The 19,189-nt window shown below is 53.7% G+C and carries 18 protein-coding genes and 3 pseudogenes; 11 read left to right on the forward strand and 10 right to left on the reverse strand.

Translation table 11 applies throughout. The features are described 5' to 3' along the window. Nucleotides 1-87 precede the first annotated feature (87 nt). Together BG910_RS05630 and BG910_RS12235 are read right to left on the reverse strand one after the other, a co-directional pair. Nucleotides 88-813 (reverse strand): NAD-dependent epimerase/dehydratase family protein, encoded by a 726-nt coding sequence (locus tag BG910_RS05630; protein WP_089037156.1) that lies wholly within the window; start codon nucleotides 811-813, stop codon nucleotides 88-90. A gap of 121 nt (nucleotides 814-934) precedes the next feature. Then, a complete protein-coding gene (locus BG910_RS12235; protein ID WP_123805278.1) occupies nucleotides 935-1,147 on the reverse strand; it encodes a hypothetical protein in 213 nt (70 codons plus the stop codon). A gap of 128 nt (nucleotides 1,148-1,275) precedes the next feature. Between BG910_RS12235 and mutS the strand changes: the two genes are divergently transcribed. Next, nucleotides 1,276-3,873 (forward strand): DNA mismatch repair protein MutS, encoded by a 2,598-nt coding sequence (mutS, locus tag BG910_RS05635; RefSeq protein ID WP_089035996.1) that lies wholly within the window; start codon nucleotides 1,276-1,278, stop codon nucleotides 3,871-3,873. Between the two features lie 174 nt (nucleotides 3,874-4,047). On the opposite strand, the gene BG910_RS05640 is transcribed toward mutS, so the two are convergent. From BG910_RS05640 to BG910_RS05670, 7 genes are all read right to left on the reverse strand, one after another. Beyond that, nucleotides 4,048-4,668: a MarC family protein gene (locus BG910_RS05640; protein WP_232462244.1), complete on the reverse strand. Its 621-nt coding sequence runs from the start codon at nucleotides 4,666-4,668 to the stop codon at nucleotides 4,048-4,050. 144 nt (nucleotides 4,669-4,812) lie between these two features. Further along, a complete protein-coding gene (gene gltX / locus BG910_RS05645; protein ID WP_089035998.1) occupies nucleotides 4,813-6,207 on the reverse strand; it encodes a glutamate--tRNA ligase in 1,395 nt (464 codons plus the stop codon). Between the two features lie 167 nt (nucleotides 6,208-6,374). Beyond that, nucleotides 6,375-7,697: a signal recognition particle-docking protein FtsY gene (ftsY, locus tag BG910_RS05650; RefSeq protein WP_089035999.1), complete on the reverse strand. Its 1,323-nt coding sequence runs from the start codon at nucleotides 7,695-7,697 to the stop codon at nucleotides 6,375-6,377. A 175-nt stretch (nucleotides 7,698-7,872) separates the two neighbouring features. Further along, entirely contained in the window at nucleotides 7,873-8,205 is a 333-nt protein-coding gene (locus BG910_RS05655) for a zinc ribbon domain-containing protein YjdM (protein WP_089036000.1), read from the reverse strand. Between the two features lie 94 nt (nucleotides 8,206-8,299). Then, entirely contained in the window at nucleotides 8,300-8,752 is a 453-nt protein-coding gene (locus BG910_RS05660) for a macro domain-containing protein (protein WP_089036001.1), read from the reverse strand. A gap of 87 nt (nucleotides 8,753-8,839) precedes the next feature. Further along, nucleotides 8,840-10,909, reverse strand: a complete 2,070-nt coding sequence (metG, locus tag BG910_RS05665) for a methionine--tRNA ligase (RefSeq protein WP_089036002.1) — start codon at nucleotides 10,907-10,909, stop codon at nucleotides 8,840-8,842. Nucleotides 10,910-11,012: 103 nt separating this feature from the next. Next, the gene (locus BG910_RS05670; RefSeq protein ID WP_089036003.1) at nucleotides 11,013-11,897 is read right to left on the reverse strand and encodes a DegV family protein; all 885 of its coding nucleotides are present in this window, start codon (nucleotides 11,895-11,897) and stop codon (nucleotides 11,013-11,015) included. A gap of 214 nt (nucleotides 11,898-12,111) precedes the next feature. Between BG910_RS05670 and BG910_RS05675 the strand changes: the two genes are divergently transcribed. The 7 genes and pseudogenes from BG910_RS05675 to BG910_RS05705 all read left to right on the forward strand — a co-directional run. Beyond that, the gene (locus BG910_RS05675) at nucleotides 12,112-12,606 is read left to right on the forward strand and encodes a dihydrofolate reductase (protein ID WP_089036004.1); all 495 of its coding nucleotides are present in this window, start codon (nucleotides 12,112-12,114) and stop codon (nucleotides 12,604-12,606) included. A 419-nt stretch (nucleotides 12,607-13,025) separates the two neighbouring features. After that, nucleotides 13,026-13,495: pseudogene (locus tag BG910_RS05680) on the forward strand (HvfX family Cu-binding RiPP maturation protein). Nucleotides 13,496-13,643: 148 nt separating this feature from the next. Then, nucleotides 13,644-13,757: pseudogene (locus BG910_RS13230) on the forward strand (HvfA family oxazolone/thioamide-modified RiPP metallophore); the annotation flags it as partial. Between the two features lie 119 nt (nucleotides 13,758-13,876). Continuing rightward, the gene (locus BG910_RS05690) at nucleotides 13,877-14,173 is read left to right on the forward strand and encodes an HvfA family oxazolone/thioamide-modified RiPP metallophore (RefSeq protein WP_089036006.1); all 297 of its coding nucleotides are present in this window, start codon (nucleotides 13,877-13,879) and stop codon (nucleotides 14,171-14,173) included. A gap of 70 nt (nucleotides 14,174-14,243) precedes the next feature. Continuing rightward, nucleotides 14,244-15,098 carry an HvfB family MNIO-type RiPP peptide maturase gene (locus BG910_RS05695; protein WP_089036007.1) on the forward strand — a complete coding sequence of 285 codons (855 nt, stop codon included), beginning with the start codon at nucleotides 14,244-14,246 and terminating at the stop codon, nucleotides 15,096-15,098. Next, entirely contained in the window at nucleotides 15,085-15,822 is a 738-nt protein-coding gene (locus BG910_RS05700) for an HvfC family RiPP maturation protein (protein ID WP_089036008.1), read from the forward strand. Before BG910_RS05695 ends, BG910_RS05700 begins: the two co-directional genes overlap by 14 nt. Before the next feature lie 352 nt (nucleotides 15,823-16,174). Further along, nucleotides 16,175-16,723 (forward strand): annotated as a pseudogene (locus BG910_RS05705) (integrase core domain-containing protein); the annotation flags it as partial. 153 nt (nucleotides 16,724-16,876) lie between these two features. On the opposite strand, the gene BG910_RS05710 reads toward BG910_RS05705, so the two are convergent. Then, a complete protein-coding gene (locus BG910_RS05710; protein WP_089036009.1) occupies nucleotides 16,877-17,152 on the reverse strand; it encodes a hypothetical protein in 276 nt (91 codons plus the stop codon). Between the two features lie 240 nt (nucleotides 17,153-17,392). Between BG910_RS05710 and BG910_RS05715 the strand changes: the two genes are divergently transcribed. From BG910_RS05715 to BG910_RS05725, 3 genes are read left to right on the forward strand one after another with little or no spacing between them, the layout of a single operon-like run. Then, nucleotides 17,393-17,818, forward strand: a complete 426-nt coding sequence (locus BG910_RS05715; RefSeq protein WP_089036010.1) for a CopD family protein — start codon at nucleotides 17,393-17,395, stop codon at nucleotides 17,816-17,818. 36 nt (nucleotides 17,819-17,854) lie between these two features. Continuing rightward, a complete protein-coding gene (locus BG910_RS05720; RefSeq protein WP_089036011.1) occupies nucleotides 17,855-18,331 on the forward strand; it encodes a CYTH domain-containing protein in 477 nt (158 codons plus the stop codon). Next, nucleotides 18,328-19,062 carry a hypothetical protein gene (locus BG910_RS05725; protein WP_089036012.1) on the forward strand — a complete coding sequence of 245 codons (735 nt, stop codon included), beginning with the start codon at nucleotides 18,328-18,330 and terminating at the stop codon, nucleotides 19,060-19,062. The genes BG910_RS05720 and BG910_RS05725 overlap by 4 nt, the downstream gene beginning before the upstream one ends. Nucleotides 19,063-19,189 lie beyond the last annotated feature (127 nt).

The following is a 19,189-nucleotide window of genomic DNA, read 5'->3' on the forward strand; positions in this document are numbered from 1 at the left end:
TTTTCAGACGGCCTTTCTTCGTCGAAAACGGAACTTTTACGCAAACAAAAAGACACCTGTCTAAAGGCCGTCTGAAAAATCAAAGCGCTACAAACGGAAACCCGCATCCCAGCCGAGTTTTGCTTTCGCTTTTGCGGTGCTCAAAGTCGGGCTGTCGTCGGCGATGTTGAAAATGCCGGATTCGGTTTGGTCGATGGCGAGAAACGCAGCGCGCACGGCAGCATCGACGTTGACCGAAGCCATGCCTTCAAACGGCGCGTCAAAGCCGGTGCCTTTGCCGTAGAGCAGGCCGTTGCGCAAAACGATGCCGACGAATTTGCCGTTCAGCGTCTGCTGCTCAAGGCTGTGCACCGCGCGGGAAGTTTCGCCGTAGGTCGGGTCAGCGAAGTTCAACAGCGGCGATTCTTCGTCGGTTACGCCTTCTTTCGGCTCATACACAAAGGCGATGCTCTGCGCGATGAATTTTTCCACGCCGGCCTGCTCGGCGGCTTCGACCAGGTTGCGCGTACCTTCCTCTCGGATGCGGGCGTTGCGCTCCAACGCGGCTTCCATCTGCTCGGGCGCGAGGCCGTCGGGCAGGTCGGTAAGCTGGTGGCTGACCACGGAAGGCTTGGCCTCGGCCATCGCGCGCGCGATGCCTGCTTTGTCGAACGCATCGACAACCACGGGCTTCACGCCCATTTCGGCCAACTTCGCGGCTTTCGCTTCGGTGCGCGTGATGCCGTACACCGTCCAGCCCGCGTCCAGCAGCATTTTGCACAAAGGTTTGCCGATCACGCCGGTGGCGCCAGCAACGAAAATGGTTTTGTTCATAAAGTTTTTCCTTTTTAAATCAATTAAATATTTATTATTGAAAGCCGAACAGGCCGTCTGAATTTTTCCGGACATCATGCCTGCCTGCGCGGGAATAACGCCGTTTAAAGCGTCAACCGTTTCAGACGGCCTTTAGCTTGAGCGGTTTTGCAAAAGCCCAATCAGTTTTTACTGCATACAAACTGCGCGGTAATGGATGATTGCAATTTTTGTCATTTTTTATCCTCTTGTTGATTTTTAAGGTTGAAAACGCGGTTTTGCCCGCAAAAAGGCTTGCGGGCAAAACCGTCATTTTCGGCGAATATTTTACAGGATTAGTGTTGGTCTGTGGCATGTACTGTGTTTTTTCAGGTAAAACAAAGGCCGTCTGAAAACGTTTGTTTGCATTTTCAGACGGCCTTTCCCCATTCTTTGTTTGCTACAATACTGTTTCCCCTAAACCCCGCAAAAGGCCGTCTGAAAATGTCCAAACCCGTTTCCCCGATGATGCAGCAGTATCTCGCCATCAAAGCCGAACATCAGGACAAGCTCCTGTTTTACCGCATGGGCGATTTTTACGAGATGTTTTTCGACGATGCGGTCGAGGCGGCTAAACTTTTGGACATCACGCTGACCACGCGCGGGCAGGTGGACGGCGAGCCGGTGAAGATGGCGGGCGTGCCCTACCATTCGGCGGAATCGTATCTGACGCGGCTGATTAAGATGGGCAAAAGCGTGGCGATTTGCGAGCAGGTGGGGGAAGTGGGTGCGGCGAAAGGGCCGGTCGAGCGCAAAGTCGTGCGCATCGTTACGCCGGGAACGCTGACGGATTCGGCGTTTTTGGAAGACAAGGAAACCAACCGCATTGTGGCGGTGTATGCGGGGAAAAAGCAGGTCGGGCTGGCTTGGGCGTCGCTGCAGAGCGGCGAATTTAAGGCCAAGATTGTGCCGTCTGAAAAGTTAAACGATGAGTTGGCACGGCTTTCGGCGGCGGAAATTCTGTTGCCCGACCAGAAAAACACGCCGCAGATTCCGGGCGGCAACATCACGCGGCTGAACGCGTGGCAGTTTGCCGTCGATGCGGGCGAAAAACTGCTGACCGACTATTTCGGCACTCAGGATTTGCGCGCGTTCGGCCTCGAGCGCGGCGTTCACGACGATGCAATCGGCGCGGCGGGCGCGCTGCTCAACTATATCCGCCTGACGCAGAACGGCCTGCCGCAACACCTCGACGGCCTTTCGCTGGAAACGGAAAACCAGTTTGTCGGCATGGATGCGGCGACGCGGCGCAATCTGGAAATCACGCAGACCATCAGCGGCAAAAAAGCGCCGACGCTGTTTTCCGTGCTCGACGACTGTGCGACCCACATGGGCAGCCGCCTGCTCGCGCTGTGGCTGCACCATCCTTTGCGCAGCCGCGCGCATATTCTGGCGCGGCAGGAAGCAGTGGAAATGTTGCGCAGCCAGTTTGCCGCACTGCAAGGCCGTCTGAAAAACATTGCCGACATCGAGCGCATTGCCGCGCGGATTGCGGTGGGCAATGCCCGTCCGCGTGATTTGGCGGCGCTGCGCGACAGTCTGTTTGAGCTGGCGCAGGCGGAATTTTCCGCCGAGGGCAGCAGCCTTTTGGAAACGCTGCAAAACGTGTTCCCGCAAACCCTGCCGCTGGCGGAAAAACTCAAAGCCGCAGTTTTGCCCGAACCGGCGGTGTGGCTGCGCGACGGCGGCGTGATTAATCACGGTTTCAGCGCCGAGCTCGACGAGTTGCGCCATATCCAAAACCACGGCGACGAATTCCTGCTTTCTTTGGAAGCGCGCGAACGCGAGCGCACGGGGCTTTCCACGCTGAAAGTCGAGTTCAACCGCGTACACGGTTTCTATATCGAACTCTCCAAAATCCAAGCCGAACAGGCGCCCGCCGACTACCGGCGACGCCAAACGCTGAAAAACGCCGAACGCTTCATCACGCCCGAATTAAAAGCCTTTGAAGACAAAGTGTTAACTGCGCAAGAGCAGGCGCTGGCATTGGAAAAACAGCTTTTCGACGCGCTGCTGAAAGAACTTCAGACGGCCTTGCCGCTGCTCCAGCGCGCCGCCAAAGCCGCCGCCTCGCTCGACGTTTTGGCCGCCTTTGCCCGCCATGCCGAAGAGCGCGGCTACACCCGCCCCGCGTTCGCCGATTATCCTGTTATCGACATCCAAAACGGCCGCCATCCTGTCGTCGAAGCGCAGGTTCGCCACTTCACCCCCAACCACACCGCGCTCGACCACAAACACCGCCTGATGCTGCTCACCGGCCCGAATATGGGCGGCAAATCGACCTATATGCGCCAAGTCGCGCTGATTGTGCTGCTTGCGCACACCGGCGCGTTTGTGCCCGCCGAATCCGCCACCATCGGCAGCATCGACCAGATTTTCACCCGCATCGGCGCCAGCGACGACCTCGCTTCCAACCGTTCCACCTTTATGGTCGAAATGAGCGAAACCGCCTACATCCTCCACCACGCCACGCCGCAGTCGCTGGTATTGATGGACGAAGTCGGCCGCGGCACCTCCACCTTCGACGGCCTCGCGCTGGCGCAGGCGATTGCCGAACATTTATTGCAGAAAAACAAATCCTTCAGCCTGTTTGCCACCCACTATTTCGAGCTTACCCGCCTGCCCGAAGCCTGCGCCGAAGCCGTCAATATGCACCTCTCCGCGCTCGAACAGGGGCAGGACATCGTCTTCCTCCACCACATCGAACCCGGCCCCGCCAGCAAAAGCTACGGCATCGCCGTCGCCAAACTCGCCGGCCTGCCCGCCCGCGCACTGAAATCCGCCCAAAAGCATTTGAGCGGATTGGAACAGCAGGCCGCAGCACAACAGCCGCAGATGGATATTTTCAGCATGATGCCGTCTGACGCCGACATGGCAGACGAAGAAAGAGAAGCAAATGCCGTCGATGAAAATGCCGATGGCAAAAACAGGCCGTCTGAAACCGAAACCGCGCTGCGCAAAGCCCTGGCCGAAATCAGCCCCGACGACCTGACCCCGCGCGAAGCGCTGGATGCGCTGTACCGGCTCAAAGGGCTGGTGTGAGGCCGAGGCCGTTGCACAAACCAAAACGGCTGTCTGAAAATTCTGCCTGACGGAGCTCCCGGCCGATTTTCTCACTTTGCCGCGCATTGCCGGCACCGCTGTTTACCAAACGAAAGGCCGTCTGAAAGTTTTCAGACGGCCTTTCGGCATATCGGTATGGGCTGCGGCAGCCGGCTATAAATTCGGAAATGCGCCGTGTATGCCCGAAATCAGCATCTGTACGCCGATGACGGTCAGAATCAGACCCATCATACGGGTAATGACGTTCATGGCGTTGTTGCCGATAAGCCGGACGACGGTTTTGCCGTACACAAACAAAACATAGGTCATCACACAAAGCAGGGCAAAGGCGGAGACAGTGATCCATACCGTGTCTTGCGCCGATAAATTCATTGCGGTGGCAATGGCGCCCGGGCCGGCCAAAAGCGGCGTGGCCAGCGGCGAAACGGCCACGCTCATTTTGTCTTCCCAATTTTGCTGTGAAACGTCGTCAGGGTGGTGTGCCGGCGACTGTCTGCCTTGCAGCATATGGAAGCCGATTAAAAACACCAAAACGCCGCCGGCCAGGCGCAACGCGGGCAGCGTCATACCGAACATTTCGAAGATATACTGTCCGCACAGGGAAAACACCGCCACAATCGCAAACGCAATCAGCAGGCTGCGCCGTGCAACGGCGCGGGAGAGCGCTGCGTCGTCGCTGGCGGTCAGGCTCAGGTACACAGGCAGGTTGGTCAGCGGATTCATGATGGCGAAAAAGGCCATAAAGGCCAAACCGAAATGGTGCAACACAGTCATCGGCATTTTCTTTCTGCCTGCCGGTTTCAGACGGCAGGCTTCGGGGTGGTTGGAGGATTGTTTCGGGATTTCTGAATTTTTCCGGTTTTAAAACGGAGAGGCCGTCTGAAATTTTTCAGACGGCCGCTGCTCTGTTTCAAAATATCAGGCGCGGACTCTGCGCAACACCTCTTCTTTGCCGATTAAGGCCAATACTGCGTCCACGCTCGGGGTTTTGGCGGTGCCGCAGACGGCCAGACGCAGCGGCATGCCGAGTTTGCCCATTTTGATGCCTTCTTCGTCACAGAAGGATTTGAACAATTCGTGAATGGCGTCGGCACTCCATTCGGTCAGCGCTTCGAGTTTGTCGGCAAAACGCAGCATACGTGCGGAGGCTTCGTCGTCCCAATGTTTCTGCACGTCGGCTTCAGCAGGGGTTTGTTTTTCGTAGAAATACAGGCATTCGTCGGCCAGCGCGTTCAGGTCTTGCGCGCGGTCCTTCACCAATGCCAACACCTCTTCCAGCGCAGGTTTGGCGGTGTCATTGATGCCGCGCACAGCCAAACGCGGGGCAATCAGTTCCGCCAGTTTTTCAGACGGCATGGCTTTGATGTGTTCGGCGTTAATCCAATAGAGCTTTTTCAAATCCATGCGGCTGGGCGACGGGGAAACGTCTTTCAAATCAAACCATTGGATAAACTGTTCCATCGTGAAAAATTCGTCGTCGCCGTGCGCCCAGCCCAAACGCGCCAGATAGTTGAGCATGGCTTCGGGCAGGATGCCCATCGCGCCGAAATCGGTGATGGCCACGGTGTCGCCGCTGCGTTTGGAGATTTTTTTGCCCTGCTCGTTCAAAATCATCGGCAGGTGGGCGTATTCGGGCAGTTTTGCGCCCATCGCCTGCAAGATGTTGATTTGCTTTGGAGTATTGTTCACATGATCGTCGCCGCGGATAACATGGGTAACGCCCATGTCGAAGTCGTCCACCACCACGCAGAAGTTGTAGGTCGGCGTGCCGTCGGCGCGGGCGATAATCAGGTCGTCGAGTGCTTCGTTGGGAATGCTGATTTCGCCTTTGACCAAATCGTGCCAACGGGTTACGCCTTCGGTCGGGGTTTTGAAGCGGACGACGGGTTCGATGCCTTCGGGCACGGGCGGCAGGGTTTTGCCGGCTTCGGGACGCCAGCGGCGGTCGTAAGTGGCCGTGCCTTCTTTTTCGGCCTTTTCGCGCATGGCTTCGAGTTCTTCTTTGCTGCAATAGCAGTAGTAGGCCGCGCCTTTTTCCAAGAGTTCGGCGATGACTTCTTTGTAGCGGTCGAAACGGCGCGTTTGGTAAACCACGTTGCCGGCGTTGTCGTAATTCAGGCCGACCCAGTCCATGCCGTCGAGAATGATGTTCACCGATTCGGCGGTGGAGCGCACAAGGTCGGTGTCTTCGATGCGCAGTAAAAATTCGCCTTTGTGCTTGCGGGCGAACGCCCATGAAAACAGGGCGGTGCGCACGCCGCCGATATGGAGGTAGCCGGTGGGGCTGGGGGCGAAACGGGTTTTGACGGTCATAGTGAGTTCCCAAAAACGGTTTGAAAACGGTATTTTAACCGCTGGGGCAAGATGCTGCCACAGAGGATGGAAAAGGCCGTCTGAAACTTCGATGGGTTGCCGGGCAAAGTGAAGCACTTGTGCTGAGCGTAGCCGAAGTTTCAGACGGCCTTTGCTGTTTTCAAACCTCAATCCAACAGCGCATCCACAAACGCCCGCGCATCAAACGGGCGCAGGTCGTCGATACCTTCGCCCACGCCGATGTAGCGCACGGGAATCGGGCGGTTGCTGGCCAGCGCGGCGAGGATGCCGCCTTTGGCCGTGCCGTCGAGTTTGGTCACGATCAGGCCGGTCAGACCGAGCGCGTCGTCGAAGGCTTTGACTTGGTTGACGGCGTTTTGGCCGATATTGGCGTCGAGTACGGCGATGATTTCGTGCGGCGCATCGGGCATGGCTTTCTGCAACACACGTTTCACTTTTTTGATTTCTTCCATCAGGTGAAGCTGGGTCGGCAGGCGGCCGGCGGTGTCGGCGAGCACGATGTCGATGCCGCGCGCTTTGGCGGCCTGAACGGCATCGAAACACACCGCCGCCGAGTCGCCCGTGGCCTGCGAAATCACGGTCACACTGTTGCGCGCCCCCCATTCCTGAAGCTGTTCGCGCGCGGCGGCGCGGAAGGTGTCGCCGGCAGCCAGCAGCACGGTTTTGCCCTGCGCTTGGAAATATTTGGCGAGTTTTCCGATGGAAGTGGTTTTGCCCGCGCCGTTGATGCCGGCCAGCATGATGACGAAAGGTTCTTTGTTTTCAGGAAGTTGCAGCGGTTTTTCCAGCGGTTTGATCAAATCGTAAATCGCATCTTTCAGCGCGCCGCGCAATTCGGCGCCGTCTTTCAAACCTTTGAGCGACACGCGGTCGCGCACGTCTTTCATCAGATAATTGGTCGCTTCCATGCCCATATCGCCGGTAATCAGCACGGTTTCCAGCTCTTCGTACAAATCTTCGTCGATTTTGCCGCCGCCGAACACGCCCGCCAGCGATTTGGCCATGCGGTCGCGCGATTTGGACAAACCCTGTTTCAAACGCGCCGCCCAGCCGTTTTTTTCATTTGCACCTGTTTCGGGATCAGGGGTTTCAGACGGCATCGGTTCGGTCGGAACGGCTTCGGCTGCCGCTTCAGGCATTTCGGGAATATCGGCCGTTTCGCCCTCTTCCCGAAGCTCTTCTGCGGCAGAAGGGGCGGATTGCTGCACAGCCGGCATTTCAGACGGCATCGGGGAGGATTCGGAAACCGCCGCCGCTTCGGATTCCGCCGCGTCTGTACGTTCTGTTTCAACGCTGTTTTCAGACGGCCTTTGCGCTTGAGCCTGCGTTTTGAACACGTTTTCCAAGGCCGCCAGCGAGGCTTCTAAATTTTGGCTGTCCGAATGCCGTTCCGCCGCGGCTTCGGGCGCGGCTTCGGTTTTCGGGGCGGTTTCTTCGGATTTCGGTTTGCGGCGGAAAAAGCTGAACATGGCGTGTCCTTAAAAGGAAGAAGCGGTCAAATAACTGCGCTTATTGTAAAGTGAAATCTGCAAACAACCAAGCCGTGCGGGCGGTTTGAGGCGGTTTTAGAAAACAAGGCCGTCTGAAATTCCGGCTGCATTCAGCAACCGAATTTCAGACGGCCTTCTATTTCAGCGCGCTACGTTACGCTTTTTTCACAAATTCCGATTTCAGATTCATCGCGCTGCCGTCGATTTTGCAGCCGATGTTGTGGTCGCCTTCCCGAAGGCGGATGCCTTTGACTTTGGTGCCCTGTTTGATGACCATCGAGCTGCCTTTGACTTTCAAATCCTTAATCAAAACAACGGTATCACCGTCAGCCAGTATTGCGCCGTTGGCGTCTTTCACTTCCAAAACGTCTTCGGCTGTGCCGGTTTCGCCCGGCTGCCATTCGTGGGCGCATTCGGGGCAAACGAGCTGCGTACCGTCTTCGTAGGTGTATTCCGAGCCGCATTGCGGGCAGGGCGGGAGGGACATGGGGAACTCCTGTTTGTGAAGGACTAGGATGGAGGGATTATAGCGGAAGCGGCGGGCAGGCCGTCTGAAAAACCAACCCCACACGCAAAACCGCTTAACGCGCGTATTCCACCAGCGTATGCGTTTCGCCCGCCAGCTCTTCGTCGATAATGGCCGCGATGACCGACCAATCGCCGCGCGCGAGTCCGGCGCCGATTTTCGGGTAACCGATGCGCAGGCCGCTGAAACGCTGTTTAACCTGCCGCATGGCCGAGCAGATGGCGGCGTAATCGGCCAAAACGCCGCTGCCCTGCCAGTTGTCCTGCGTGTAGGCGTTGACGACAAACAATTTCAGACGGTCGCGCCCGATTTCGGCAACGCTGATTTGGCCGAGTTTTCCGGCGCTTTCGGGCGTGGCGCAGTCGGCGGCGTAGGCTTCGGGAAAGTGCGCTTTAATCTGTTTGGCAATGCCCGCATCCATCGCGTGCCGGCAGTTGCAGCCGTGGACAATGACATCGAATCCGCCCGCTTCGGCCAGCGCAATCAGATCACCTTTGATGGTTTGCATGGGGATTTTTCCTTTTTTGGAAAACAGGCCGTCTGAAAATCAGTTGCTGGGCGTAGTCGAAGCATTCAGACGGCCTGTATTTCCTGCTTAACCGACTTTATCCCCCGGCTGCGCGCCTTCGTGTACGTCTAAAAGGCGCAGTTTGCCGTCGGCGGTAGCGGCGCTCAAAATCATGCCTTCGGATACGCCGAATTTGGCCATTTTGCGCGGGGCGAAGTTGGCGACGGCGATGACCATGCGGCCGTTGAGTTCGGCGGGATTGGGGTAGCTGGCGGCGATTCCGGAAAAAATCACGCGTTTTTCAAAGCCGAAGTCGAGGTCGAATTTGAGCAGTTTGGTGCTGCCTTCGACGGCTTCGCAGTTCAAAACTTTGGCGACGCGCATGTCGATTTTCATGAAAGCGTCGAAGCTGGCTTGCTCGGCAACGGGCGCGTATTTGCCCTCTTCGGCAGGCGCGGTTTCAGCTGCAGTTTGAATGCTTTGTTTGTTGGCTTCGATTAAATCGTCCACTTGTTTTTGCTCCACTCGTTGCATTAAATGTTCGTATTTATTGATGGCGTGTTCGCCCAATGTTGTACGGGTGTGTTCCCAAGTGATTGCGGGAATATTCAGGAATTGGGCGGCATTTGCGGCGGTTTGCGGCAACACGGGCGCGAGGCAGGCGGTGAGCATGGAAAAGGCGTTGATCAATTCGCTGCACACTTCGTGCAGGCGCGCTTCCTGACCTTCCTGTTTGGCCAATTCCCACGGTTTGTTGGCATCGACGTATTCGTTCACCGCGTCGGACAGCGCCATGATGTCGCGCAGGGCGCGGGCGTATTCGCGGGTTTCGTAACTCTCGGCGATGCGTTCGCTTTCGGCGGCGAGTTTGGCCAACAGCGCGCTGTTATCAACGTCTTTCAGACGGCCTTCAAAGCGTTTGGCGATAAAACCGGCGGCGCGGGCGGCGATGTTGACGTATTTGCCGACCAAATCGCTGTTGACGCGGGCGATGAAGTCGTTGAGGTTCAAGTCGATGTCTTCGACTTTGCTGTTGAGTTTGGCGGCGATGTAGTAGCGCATCCATTCGGGATTAAGTTTTTGTTCTAAATAGGATTTTGCGGTGATAAACGTGCCGCGCGATTTCGACATCTTTTGGCCGTCAACAGTGAGGAAGCCGTGTGCGAACACGCCGGTCGGGGTGCGGTGGCCGGAAAAATGCAGCATGGCAGGCCAGAACAGGGCGTGGAAATAGAGGATGTCTTTGCCGATGAAGTGATACATTTCGGTTTCGCTGCCGGCTTGGAAAAACTCATTAAAATCAACGCCGATGCGGTCGCAGAGGTTTTGAAACGAGGCCATGTAGCCCACGGGCGCGTCGAGCCAGACGTAAAAATATTTGCCCGGCGCATCGGGAATTTCAAAGCCGAAATACGGCGCGTCGCGCGAAATATCCCAGTCGGAAAGCGCGTTTTCGCCCTCGCCCAGCCATTCTTTCATTTTGTTTAAGGCTTCGGGCTGAAGGTGGGGCTGGATGCGGCCGTCTGAAAGTTTGCTTTCGCCGCCCGTCCACGCTTTCAAAAAGTCAGCGCACTCGCCGAGTTTGAAGAAAAAATGCTCGGATTCGCGCAATACGGGCGTTGCGCCCGATACGGCGGAATAAGGTTTAATCAGCTCGGTGGGCGCGTAAGTCGTACCGCACACTTCGCAGTTGTCGCCGTATTGGTCTGGCGCGTGGCATTTCGGACATTCGCCTTTCACGAAGCGGTCGGGCAGGAACATCTCTTTTTCCGGGTCGAAAAGCTGCTCGATAACGCGGCTTTCGATTTTGCCGTTGGCTTTCAGCGCACAGTAGATTTTTTCGGAAAACGCTTTGTTTTCAGGGGAATGGGTAGAATAGTAATTGCTGTAACCGATGTGGAAACCGGTAAAGTCGGCCAAATGCTCTTCGCGCACGCGCGCAATCATGTCTTCCGGCGCCAAGCCCTGCTTCTGCGCCGCCAGCATCACCGGCGTGCCGTGGGTATCGTCGGCGCAGCAGTAGTGGCACTCATGCCCGCGCAGCTTTTGAAAGCGCACCCAAACGTCGGTCTGGATATGCTCGACCATGTGGCCGAGGTGGATGCTGCCGTTGGCATAAGGCAGCGCGGAAGTAACGAGAATTTTGCGTTTAGTCATGGCTTGTGCTTTAAAAATAAGGGGTTTCGATGGCGGGATTATACCGCATCGGCAAAGCAAAAGGCCGCCTGAAAATTCAGACGGCCTTGTCTTCCGGATCTGGTTATCCGGCGGCTTTCTCCACCAATCCCACACCGACACCCGAAATGCCGACGTGCACCGCCACCGCAGCGGATACAGGTAAGCCTTTGCCTAAATCCAAGCCGGTTTCCTGTCGGAAAAAACCGGCAAAACGGCGGTAAAAAGCCGAATCTCCGCTATACAGCCCCGAAATCACAAAATCCTCCGCAGGCTTGTCCGCCATCAGTTTCTTCACGTTGGCGGTGATGTCTTTAAACATTTCCCCATCATCAGACACCGAACCCAAACGCGTCAGACGGCCGTCTGAAAACCGCAGCGTCGTCCGCAAGCCGAGCCAGTCGCTGAACGACGCACCCAAGCGCGTCAGCGTTCCGCTGAGCGAGAGCGGCTTGAGCGAAGTGAGGCCGAAAATAATGTTGCTGCCGGGTTTGAGCCGCTCCAGACAAGCCACCGTTTCCAGCGGCGATTTGCCCGCGTCTAAAAGCCGCTGCGCTTCCAGTGCAAAAAAGCCCTCAGGCATACAGCAGATGCCCGAATCGACTACATGGATTTTCAATTCCGGCATTTCCTGCGCCAAGTTACGCACCACTTCCGCCGTATCGCTCAAAATTTCACTCAGCGTAATCACAATCGCCGCGCGATAACCCTGTTTGTGCAGATATTGGAACGTATTGCGCATCAACTGTTGCGGCGGCGGCGTGGTCGCCGTGGGTTCGTCCAAATGATTTTTACGCCACAGGCAGTATTCCCAGTTGCTGATTTCCACGCCGTCGGCCAGCTCGCTCCAGCCGGTTTTCACGCCCAGCGGCAGAATCTGGATCAGGCTGTCGCGGTCGGTCATTTCGGTCAGCGAACTGCTGGAAGTCGCCAGAACAGCGCAACGGTAGGAGGCATAAGAGCCGGGCATGATTCCATCCTTATTCTAGTGAAAACCCACAATACAGATAAAAGGTCGGTTTTTATGATAAACGGCGCAACTTCACTTGTCTATGCCCTCCCGGGCATAATAATGATAAATATTCAAATCAATCAAATAATCATATTTAAACGCCTGTTTTTCAGACGGCCTGATACTTTTCCGCTAAAATAAACAGCATTTCAGCCATAAAAAAGCCTGAATCATGCCGAAAATCACCCTCATCGCCGCCTGCACCGCCGACCGCTGCATCGGCATCAACAACACCATGCCCTGGCATCTGCCCGAAGATTTCGCCTTTTTCAAAGCCTACACGCTGGACAAACCCGTCATCATGGGGCGCAAAACCTGGGAATCGCTGCCGAAAAAACCGCTGCCCGGCCGTCTGAATATCGTCATCAGCCGTCAGCCGGACTATCCCGCCGAGGGCGCGCAAACGGCGCAAACGCTGGATGCGGCGCTGGCTTTGTGCGGCGGCGCGGAAGAAATCATCATCATGGGCGGCGCGGAAATCTACGCCCAAGCCCTGCCGCAGGCGACGGATTTGCGGATTACGGAAGTGGATTTGCAGGTTGCGGGCGACGCATTTTTCCCCGAGTTTTCCAAACAGGATTGGCAGGAAATCTCCCGCGAGGCGCACGTTTCGGCCAAGGGCACAGGTTTTGCGTTCGTCCATTACCGGCGGCGCGGGACGGATTGAAGGCCGTCTGAAAATACGCAGACAAAAATTTTGTAGGGAGAGAGCAGCTGAAAATGGGCATTTCTAATTTTCGGCTGCTTTTTTATTAAAAATCCTCGGCATTTTCAAAATTTCTTTCTCATCAGTGTCTCCGTCTCACGGATATTTTTGATCTTTCAAGAAAAACGGACGTAATAGAGGGGAACTATTTTTAACAAGCCCGGGTAGATGGTTTTCAAACAGTCTCTTGAGTAATGGCAAGGACAAAATACAGACCAAGCTTTCCCTATACTTAATTTAATGAATCTGCTTCAAGTCTCTCATTGCTATTAGCTAATATATATATTGGAAATTTTTTTATAAAAATGACAAAAGATTTGTCAGAATTAGCAACCTGCCACCGTCTACAGGTACAAATGATTTATTTTTCAGGAGACATGATGAAATATTGCGAATCCCTAAACCGTTTTTCAAATGGTTGGGGTAAGGACTTCGGCTTGCTTGGTTTGCGCTTCTTTGCCGCATATGAATTCTGGGAAGCCGGTTTGGAAAAGATACGCGGAGAGAATTGGTTCGCAGACATTCAGGATTCTTTTCCTTTCCCATTCAACCTTATTCCGGCTGATATCAATTGGAGTCTTGCTGCCGGAGCTGAATTAGCAGTTCCTGTACTTTTAATTTTTGGATTATTCGGACGATTGGGAGCCTTGGCATTGTCTATATTGACAATTGTAGCATGGGCAGCCGTCCATTCGGATAACGGTTACAACGTATGTGACAACGGTTACAAAATGGCTCTTATTTAGTTGTTTTGCTGCCTTTGGTACTTCAAGGTATGGGGCGTTTGTCACTTGACTACTTCTTCTCCCGCAAATGGTCGAAGACAAAAACAGAGACCTTTGATTTTTAGTTTTTTCCAACCATTTTGATTCTTTTAGATAAGGAACATACACATGAAAATAAGTTCATCTTTAATTGCATTAGCAGGCCTTCTGGCTTTGGCCGGCTGCCAACAGGAAGCCGTAAGCGGCAAACCTGCTGTTGAAGCAGCTTCTCATGCAGATAAATCTGCCGAAGGCAAATGCGGCGAAGGCAAATGCGGTGCAAGCCATAGCAAAAATGCCAAATCTGCCGAAGGCAAATGTGGTGAAGGCAAATGCGGCAGCAAATAATTTGCAGCAACGGGTTGCCGGTACTGAGGCAATTTTAAGGCAACCCGTCTTTTTTAATTTCTTCATCCTTTTTTATTTAATTTTTCCAACCCTTTAATTGTTAATATAGGAATATTTTTATGAAAAAATCAGCTTCTTTAATCGCATTGGCAAGCATGTTGGCATTAGCAGGCGGATACGCGTCTGCCGAAACCAAACAGCCTACAGTCGCTAAAACTGTTAAAACTGCCGCAAAAAAAGCAGCGGAAGGTACCTGTGGCGAAGGTAAATGTGGTGCAAGCCATACGAAAAAAGGCAAAGCAAAAACCAAAGCCGGCGAAGGCAAGTGTGGTGAAGGCAAATGCGGTGCAAGCCATAGCAAAAATGCCAAATCTGCCGAAGGCAAATGCGGCGAAGGTAAATGCGGTAGCAAATAACCTGTAATAGGCCGTCTGAAACATACGGTTTCAGACGGCTTTCCAATCAAATAATAATGAGGAAACAAACATGAACAACCATCTGTGCGGCGCAGGGCTTGGTTATAAACGTAGCCTTGCCGATGGATTCCTGCAATGTAACCCGGAAGTCGGCCCTATTCGTTTTATCGAGATTGCGCCTGAAAACTGGCTGCGTATGGGAGGGGCGGCAAGGAAAAAATTTGACGAAGTAGCCGAACGGTTTCCTGTTGCCTGTCACGGCTTGTCGCTTTCTTTGGGCGGACAAGATCCGCTTCAAACTGATTTTGTCAGACAAATTAAAGAATTTATGAAGCAGTATAACATCGGTTTTTTTTCCGAGCATTTGAGTTACTGCAGCCATCACGGTCATATATATGATTTACTGCCACTCCCGTTTACTGCAGAATCTGTCCGTCATACTGCGGCCCGTATCCGCCAAGTCCAAGATATTCTAGAACAGCGTATTGCATTGGAAAATACTTCCTATTATGCCCATAGCCCGCTAGCCGAAATGACAGAAGTAGAATTCCTCAATGCCGTTGCCCGGGAGGCGGATTGCGATATTCATCTTGACGTTAATAATATTTATGTCAATGCCGTCAATCACGGAATATTGGCTTCCCGTGATTATATTGACAGTGTCGATATACATCGTATTACTTATATGCATATGGCCGGACACGACCAAGAACACGAAACATTACTGATCGATACTCACGGACAGCCCGTTTGCGATGACGTATGGGATTTGTTTGCTTATACCTGCAGTCGTTTGCCGCACTGCGTCCCGACCTTGCTTGAGCGTGACAACAACTACCCTCCGTTTGCCGAACTCGAAGCCGAAGTAGCCCGTATTGCACAAATCCAACAACAGGCAGAGGAGATCCGCCATGCGGTTGCATAAGAATTCCCACCGGCAGAGCAGTGCGGATTTTCAGGCTGTTTTTGCCGACCATGTGCGTGATCCGTCGCTTCCAGCTCCCGAAGGCATTGATGGGGCGCGTTTGGCTGTTTATACCAGGCTCGTACGTAACAATCTGAAAACCTTTCTTGATTTATGTTTCAGTGACAGCCAGGTTTTGATTGATTCAAAGAACTGGCAAGACTGGCAAAACAGATTTCTGATTGAAGCCCGTCCTGAATCACCATTTTTTAACGATATTCCTTCAGCATTTTTGGCTTATTTACACTGTCTGCCTGCTGACGATCGTCCATCTGAAAACATTTTATATATGATGGCATTTGAAACCGACTTACTTTATGCCGAAACAGCTATCCAACCTAAGACCGTCAGCGTTTGGCATGACCAAAGCAAACTGCAATGGGCCACGTCTGCCAAGCTCAAGCATTATCCTTGTGATTTTGTATCTACCGGCTTGGAAAGCATTATTGAAGATGCACCCGTCTATGTCCTTACTTGGCGAAACAGGCAAAACGAAGTTTATTACAAGGCTGTCGGAGATGCTGATCTTCTGTTGTTGACCCATTTTCAAGAACACAGCACCACTTTTACCGAATTAAGCCAAACCTTACAAACATTAACCGGTAATAAGGAAGCGGAGGCTTGGCTTCGTGAATCAGTAACCGACTGGGTGGATGCAGGTGTGTTGCTACCTTTGCGTGGATAGCAGATTGTATATATAGTAGTTTTCCTGCAAGTAGAAATATAGATAATGGTCGACAGACATTCCCGGTGTCGGAGGAATAGAATAGTTTGCCAATCCTGTCTGAAACCGTTAATTAAAGAGTGGTAAAGCGGAAAAATCCACCATTAGCAGCTTTTTCAATAAAATCAGTCTGAAACCTTTGAGAAAAAATAGCCGAACTGAGCGATATCCCCAATTCGGCTGTTTTTTGCAAATCTCATTCAAATCTGCATCAATCCCCTCTCCAAATCCCCTTTCAAGGTGCATTCTCGCCCTATCGGACGGTAACAAGCGCACTTATCCTGGGCGGCTTTTAAGAGATTCAGGCGAATCGAAGAGAAAAGCCCGACGCTACAACAAATCCTATCCCGGCGAAATGGTGCATTTCGATACCAAACGGCTGCCGCGGCTGAAAAAACAAACCGTTGCCGACCCGTCCGAGTACCTGTTTGTCGCCATCGACGACTATTCCCGCGAGCTGTACGCGGCCATCCTGCCCGACCATACCGCCTCAAGTGCCGCCAAGTTCCTGCTGCGCGATGCGATTGACCGCTGCCCGTACACTGTCGGGTGTGCGTATTCGGACAACGGGGTGGAATACAAAGGCAACGGCTCCCTCCCGTTCGGCGCTGCCTGCCGTCAAACAACATCGTTCAGAAGTTCACCCGCATCACCCGTCCACAAACCAACGGCAAAGCCGAGCGCGTGATTCGGACGCTGACGGAGATGCGGCACAGTAAACGGACGTTTGACGACCCCGAACACCGCCGTAAGGAGTTATGCCGCTTTGTGAACTTTTATAATACGGTTAAGCCGTACAGGGGCTTGGAGCAATACGCCGTTTGAGATGACGAAGGCTTATTTTTCTCAACCTGTTGTGTAAACAACGCGATGATTTTCTACATCCAGGCCGTCTGAAATTATTGCTTTCAGACGGCCTGTTTGACATAGGGTGGGCGGAAGACTTTTTACGGAAATCTGAGATGCTGAAAAAATTTATGAAAAAAACACCCCAATCCTCCGCCCGAAAGCGGTATCAGCGTTTTTTTGCGGGTTTTTTCTTATCCGCCGCCGCCAGACGCATGGCGACGAATTCGACCATCAGCTCTTTTTTCGTCCAAAAAAACGTTTTCATTTTTTCCAGCGAATAAATTTTGCGCACCATCATCGGCAAACCCGCATGGATGATTTCGGCCACTTCGCCGTTGCGCGTTTCATCGGCCATCGCGGTTTTCAGGTCGGTTTGGTTGGCAGAAAGGTAGTCTTCCAGCGCTTTTTTCACGCCTCCGCTGATTTCGAATTGTTTGATCATGATTTTCTTCCGTAACTGTTTGAAAAACAGGCGGTCTGTTTTTCAGACGGCCTATTTAGTTTTGTTGTTTATAGTTTCATTTTGTAAACGGAATTATAACAATGCCGTCTGAAACCGCCTATAAAAATCGTCTGTTTGGGCTTTTTGCAGCGGGATTTTGTGGTAAAAGTGTTTCAATCCGCCGATTTTGCCGCGCGGCGGGGTAAAATGACGGGGTTTCGTTTGGAGGCTGTCTGAAAAATGTATTTGTGGTTCAAACTGTTTCATGTGTTTTTTATCATCGCGTGGTTTGCCGGACTGTTTTACCTGCCGCGGATTTATGTGAACCTCGCGCAGGTAGATGCTGCGGCCGAACCCGCCGAATACGCGCGTCTTTTGGGCATGGCGCAGCGGCTGTATAAATTTATGTCGCCGTTTGGCTGGCTGGCGCTGGTGTTCGGCGTTGCGGTTCCGTTTGCCAACGGCTGGTGGGCGCAGGGCTGGGTGCACGTCAAGCTGGTCATCGGCGTTTTGCTCATCGGCTACCAACACATCTGCCGCGCGCACCTGCGCCGCTTTGAAAACCGCGCCTGCCGCCATTCGCACAAATTTTACCGCGTGTTTAACGAAATTCCCGTTTTGCTGATGATCGGGGCGCTGTATTTAGTGATGTTCAAACCGTTTTGATTTTTTAAAAGAAACTGACAGAAAGGCCGTCTGAAAATGACCGTAGAAATCGAACGCCGTTTCCTCTTGAAAAACGACGGCTGGCGTGCCGCCGCTTCCGCGCCGAAAACGCTGCGGCAGGGCTATTTGAGCGTGGAAAAAGCGCGCACCATCCGCGTGCGCATCGTCGGCGAATGCGCGTGGCTCACGCTCAAAGGCTATATTTCCGACGTCAGCCGCAGCGAATTCGAATACGAAATCCCGCTGGCGCACGCGGAAGAAATGATGGCGACGATGTGCCCGTTTAAAATGGAAAAACGCCGTTATGAAGTGGAATTCCAAGGCTTTACCTTTGAAATCGACGAATATTTCGGCGACAACGCCCCCTTAATCGTCGCCGAACTCGAGCTGCCGTCTGAAAACACCCCATTCCCCCGCCCCGACTGGCTGGGCTCGGAAATCACCTCGGAAGGGAAGTTTACCAACGCCTATCTGAGCAAACATCCATATTCCACTTGGGAACAGCCGCTTTGAAACGCACCCTGATTTTCCTGCTTGCCACCGCGCCGCTTTGGGCGGCGGATTTTATCGTCAGCCGCCAAAGTTTTCCGCCGGAAGCCGACGGCGCCGTACGCATCAGCCGCTATTGCGCCGCCGAACCCGACGGCATTTTGCTGTTTCACCCGCACGAAAACGAATACACCGCCAAACAAACCGCTTTCCACACCCTTGCCCGGCGCAAGCGCGGCTGCCTGCTCGCACTCGAACAATCCGGCAGCCGCTATCTCACGTTCCCAACCGAAACCGCCGCCGTCCAAGCCGACCCCAACCGTATCTACACTGCCGCCGGCCGTGCGCAAAATCCCGCCGCCGAAACCCTCGCCGCATTCGCCGAAATCCTGCAAACGCGGTTTGGAAACACAAAATTAATCATCGCCTTACACAACAACACCGATGCCGCCACCGACATCGAAAGCTACGCCGTCGAAGCGCTGGCGGGCGCCGATGCGCAGGTTGCCGTCAACCCCGAACGCGACGCCGACGACTATTTTTACGTCAACAGCGACGCAGCATTTGAATTTTTCCGCGCCCGCGGTTTCAACGTCGTCAAACAAGGCGGCAGCGTCCCCGACGACGGTTCGCTATCCGTCTATGCCGCACGCACGGGGCTGCCCTACATCAATATCGAAGCCGAATTCGGCCACGACGCCGAGCAGCAGGAAATGCTGGATGCGGCGCTGGAATTTGCAGCGCAGGGGAAATGAAGAAAGGCCGTCTGAAAACAGCGGCGGCACGGTTGAGAATATCTTCAGACGGCCTGTGAAACTATTTCTCGGGTAAACAGTCTAAAGTGATGTTGCAAAGTGCATTACCGCTTTGCAGCGTCATCAT

Source organism: Neisseria chenwenguii (genome assembly GCF_002216145.1).
GTDB classification, from domain to species: domain Bacteria; phylum Pseudomonadota; class Gammaproteobacteria; order Burkholderiales; family Neisseriaceae; genus Neisseria; species Neisseria chenwenguii.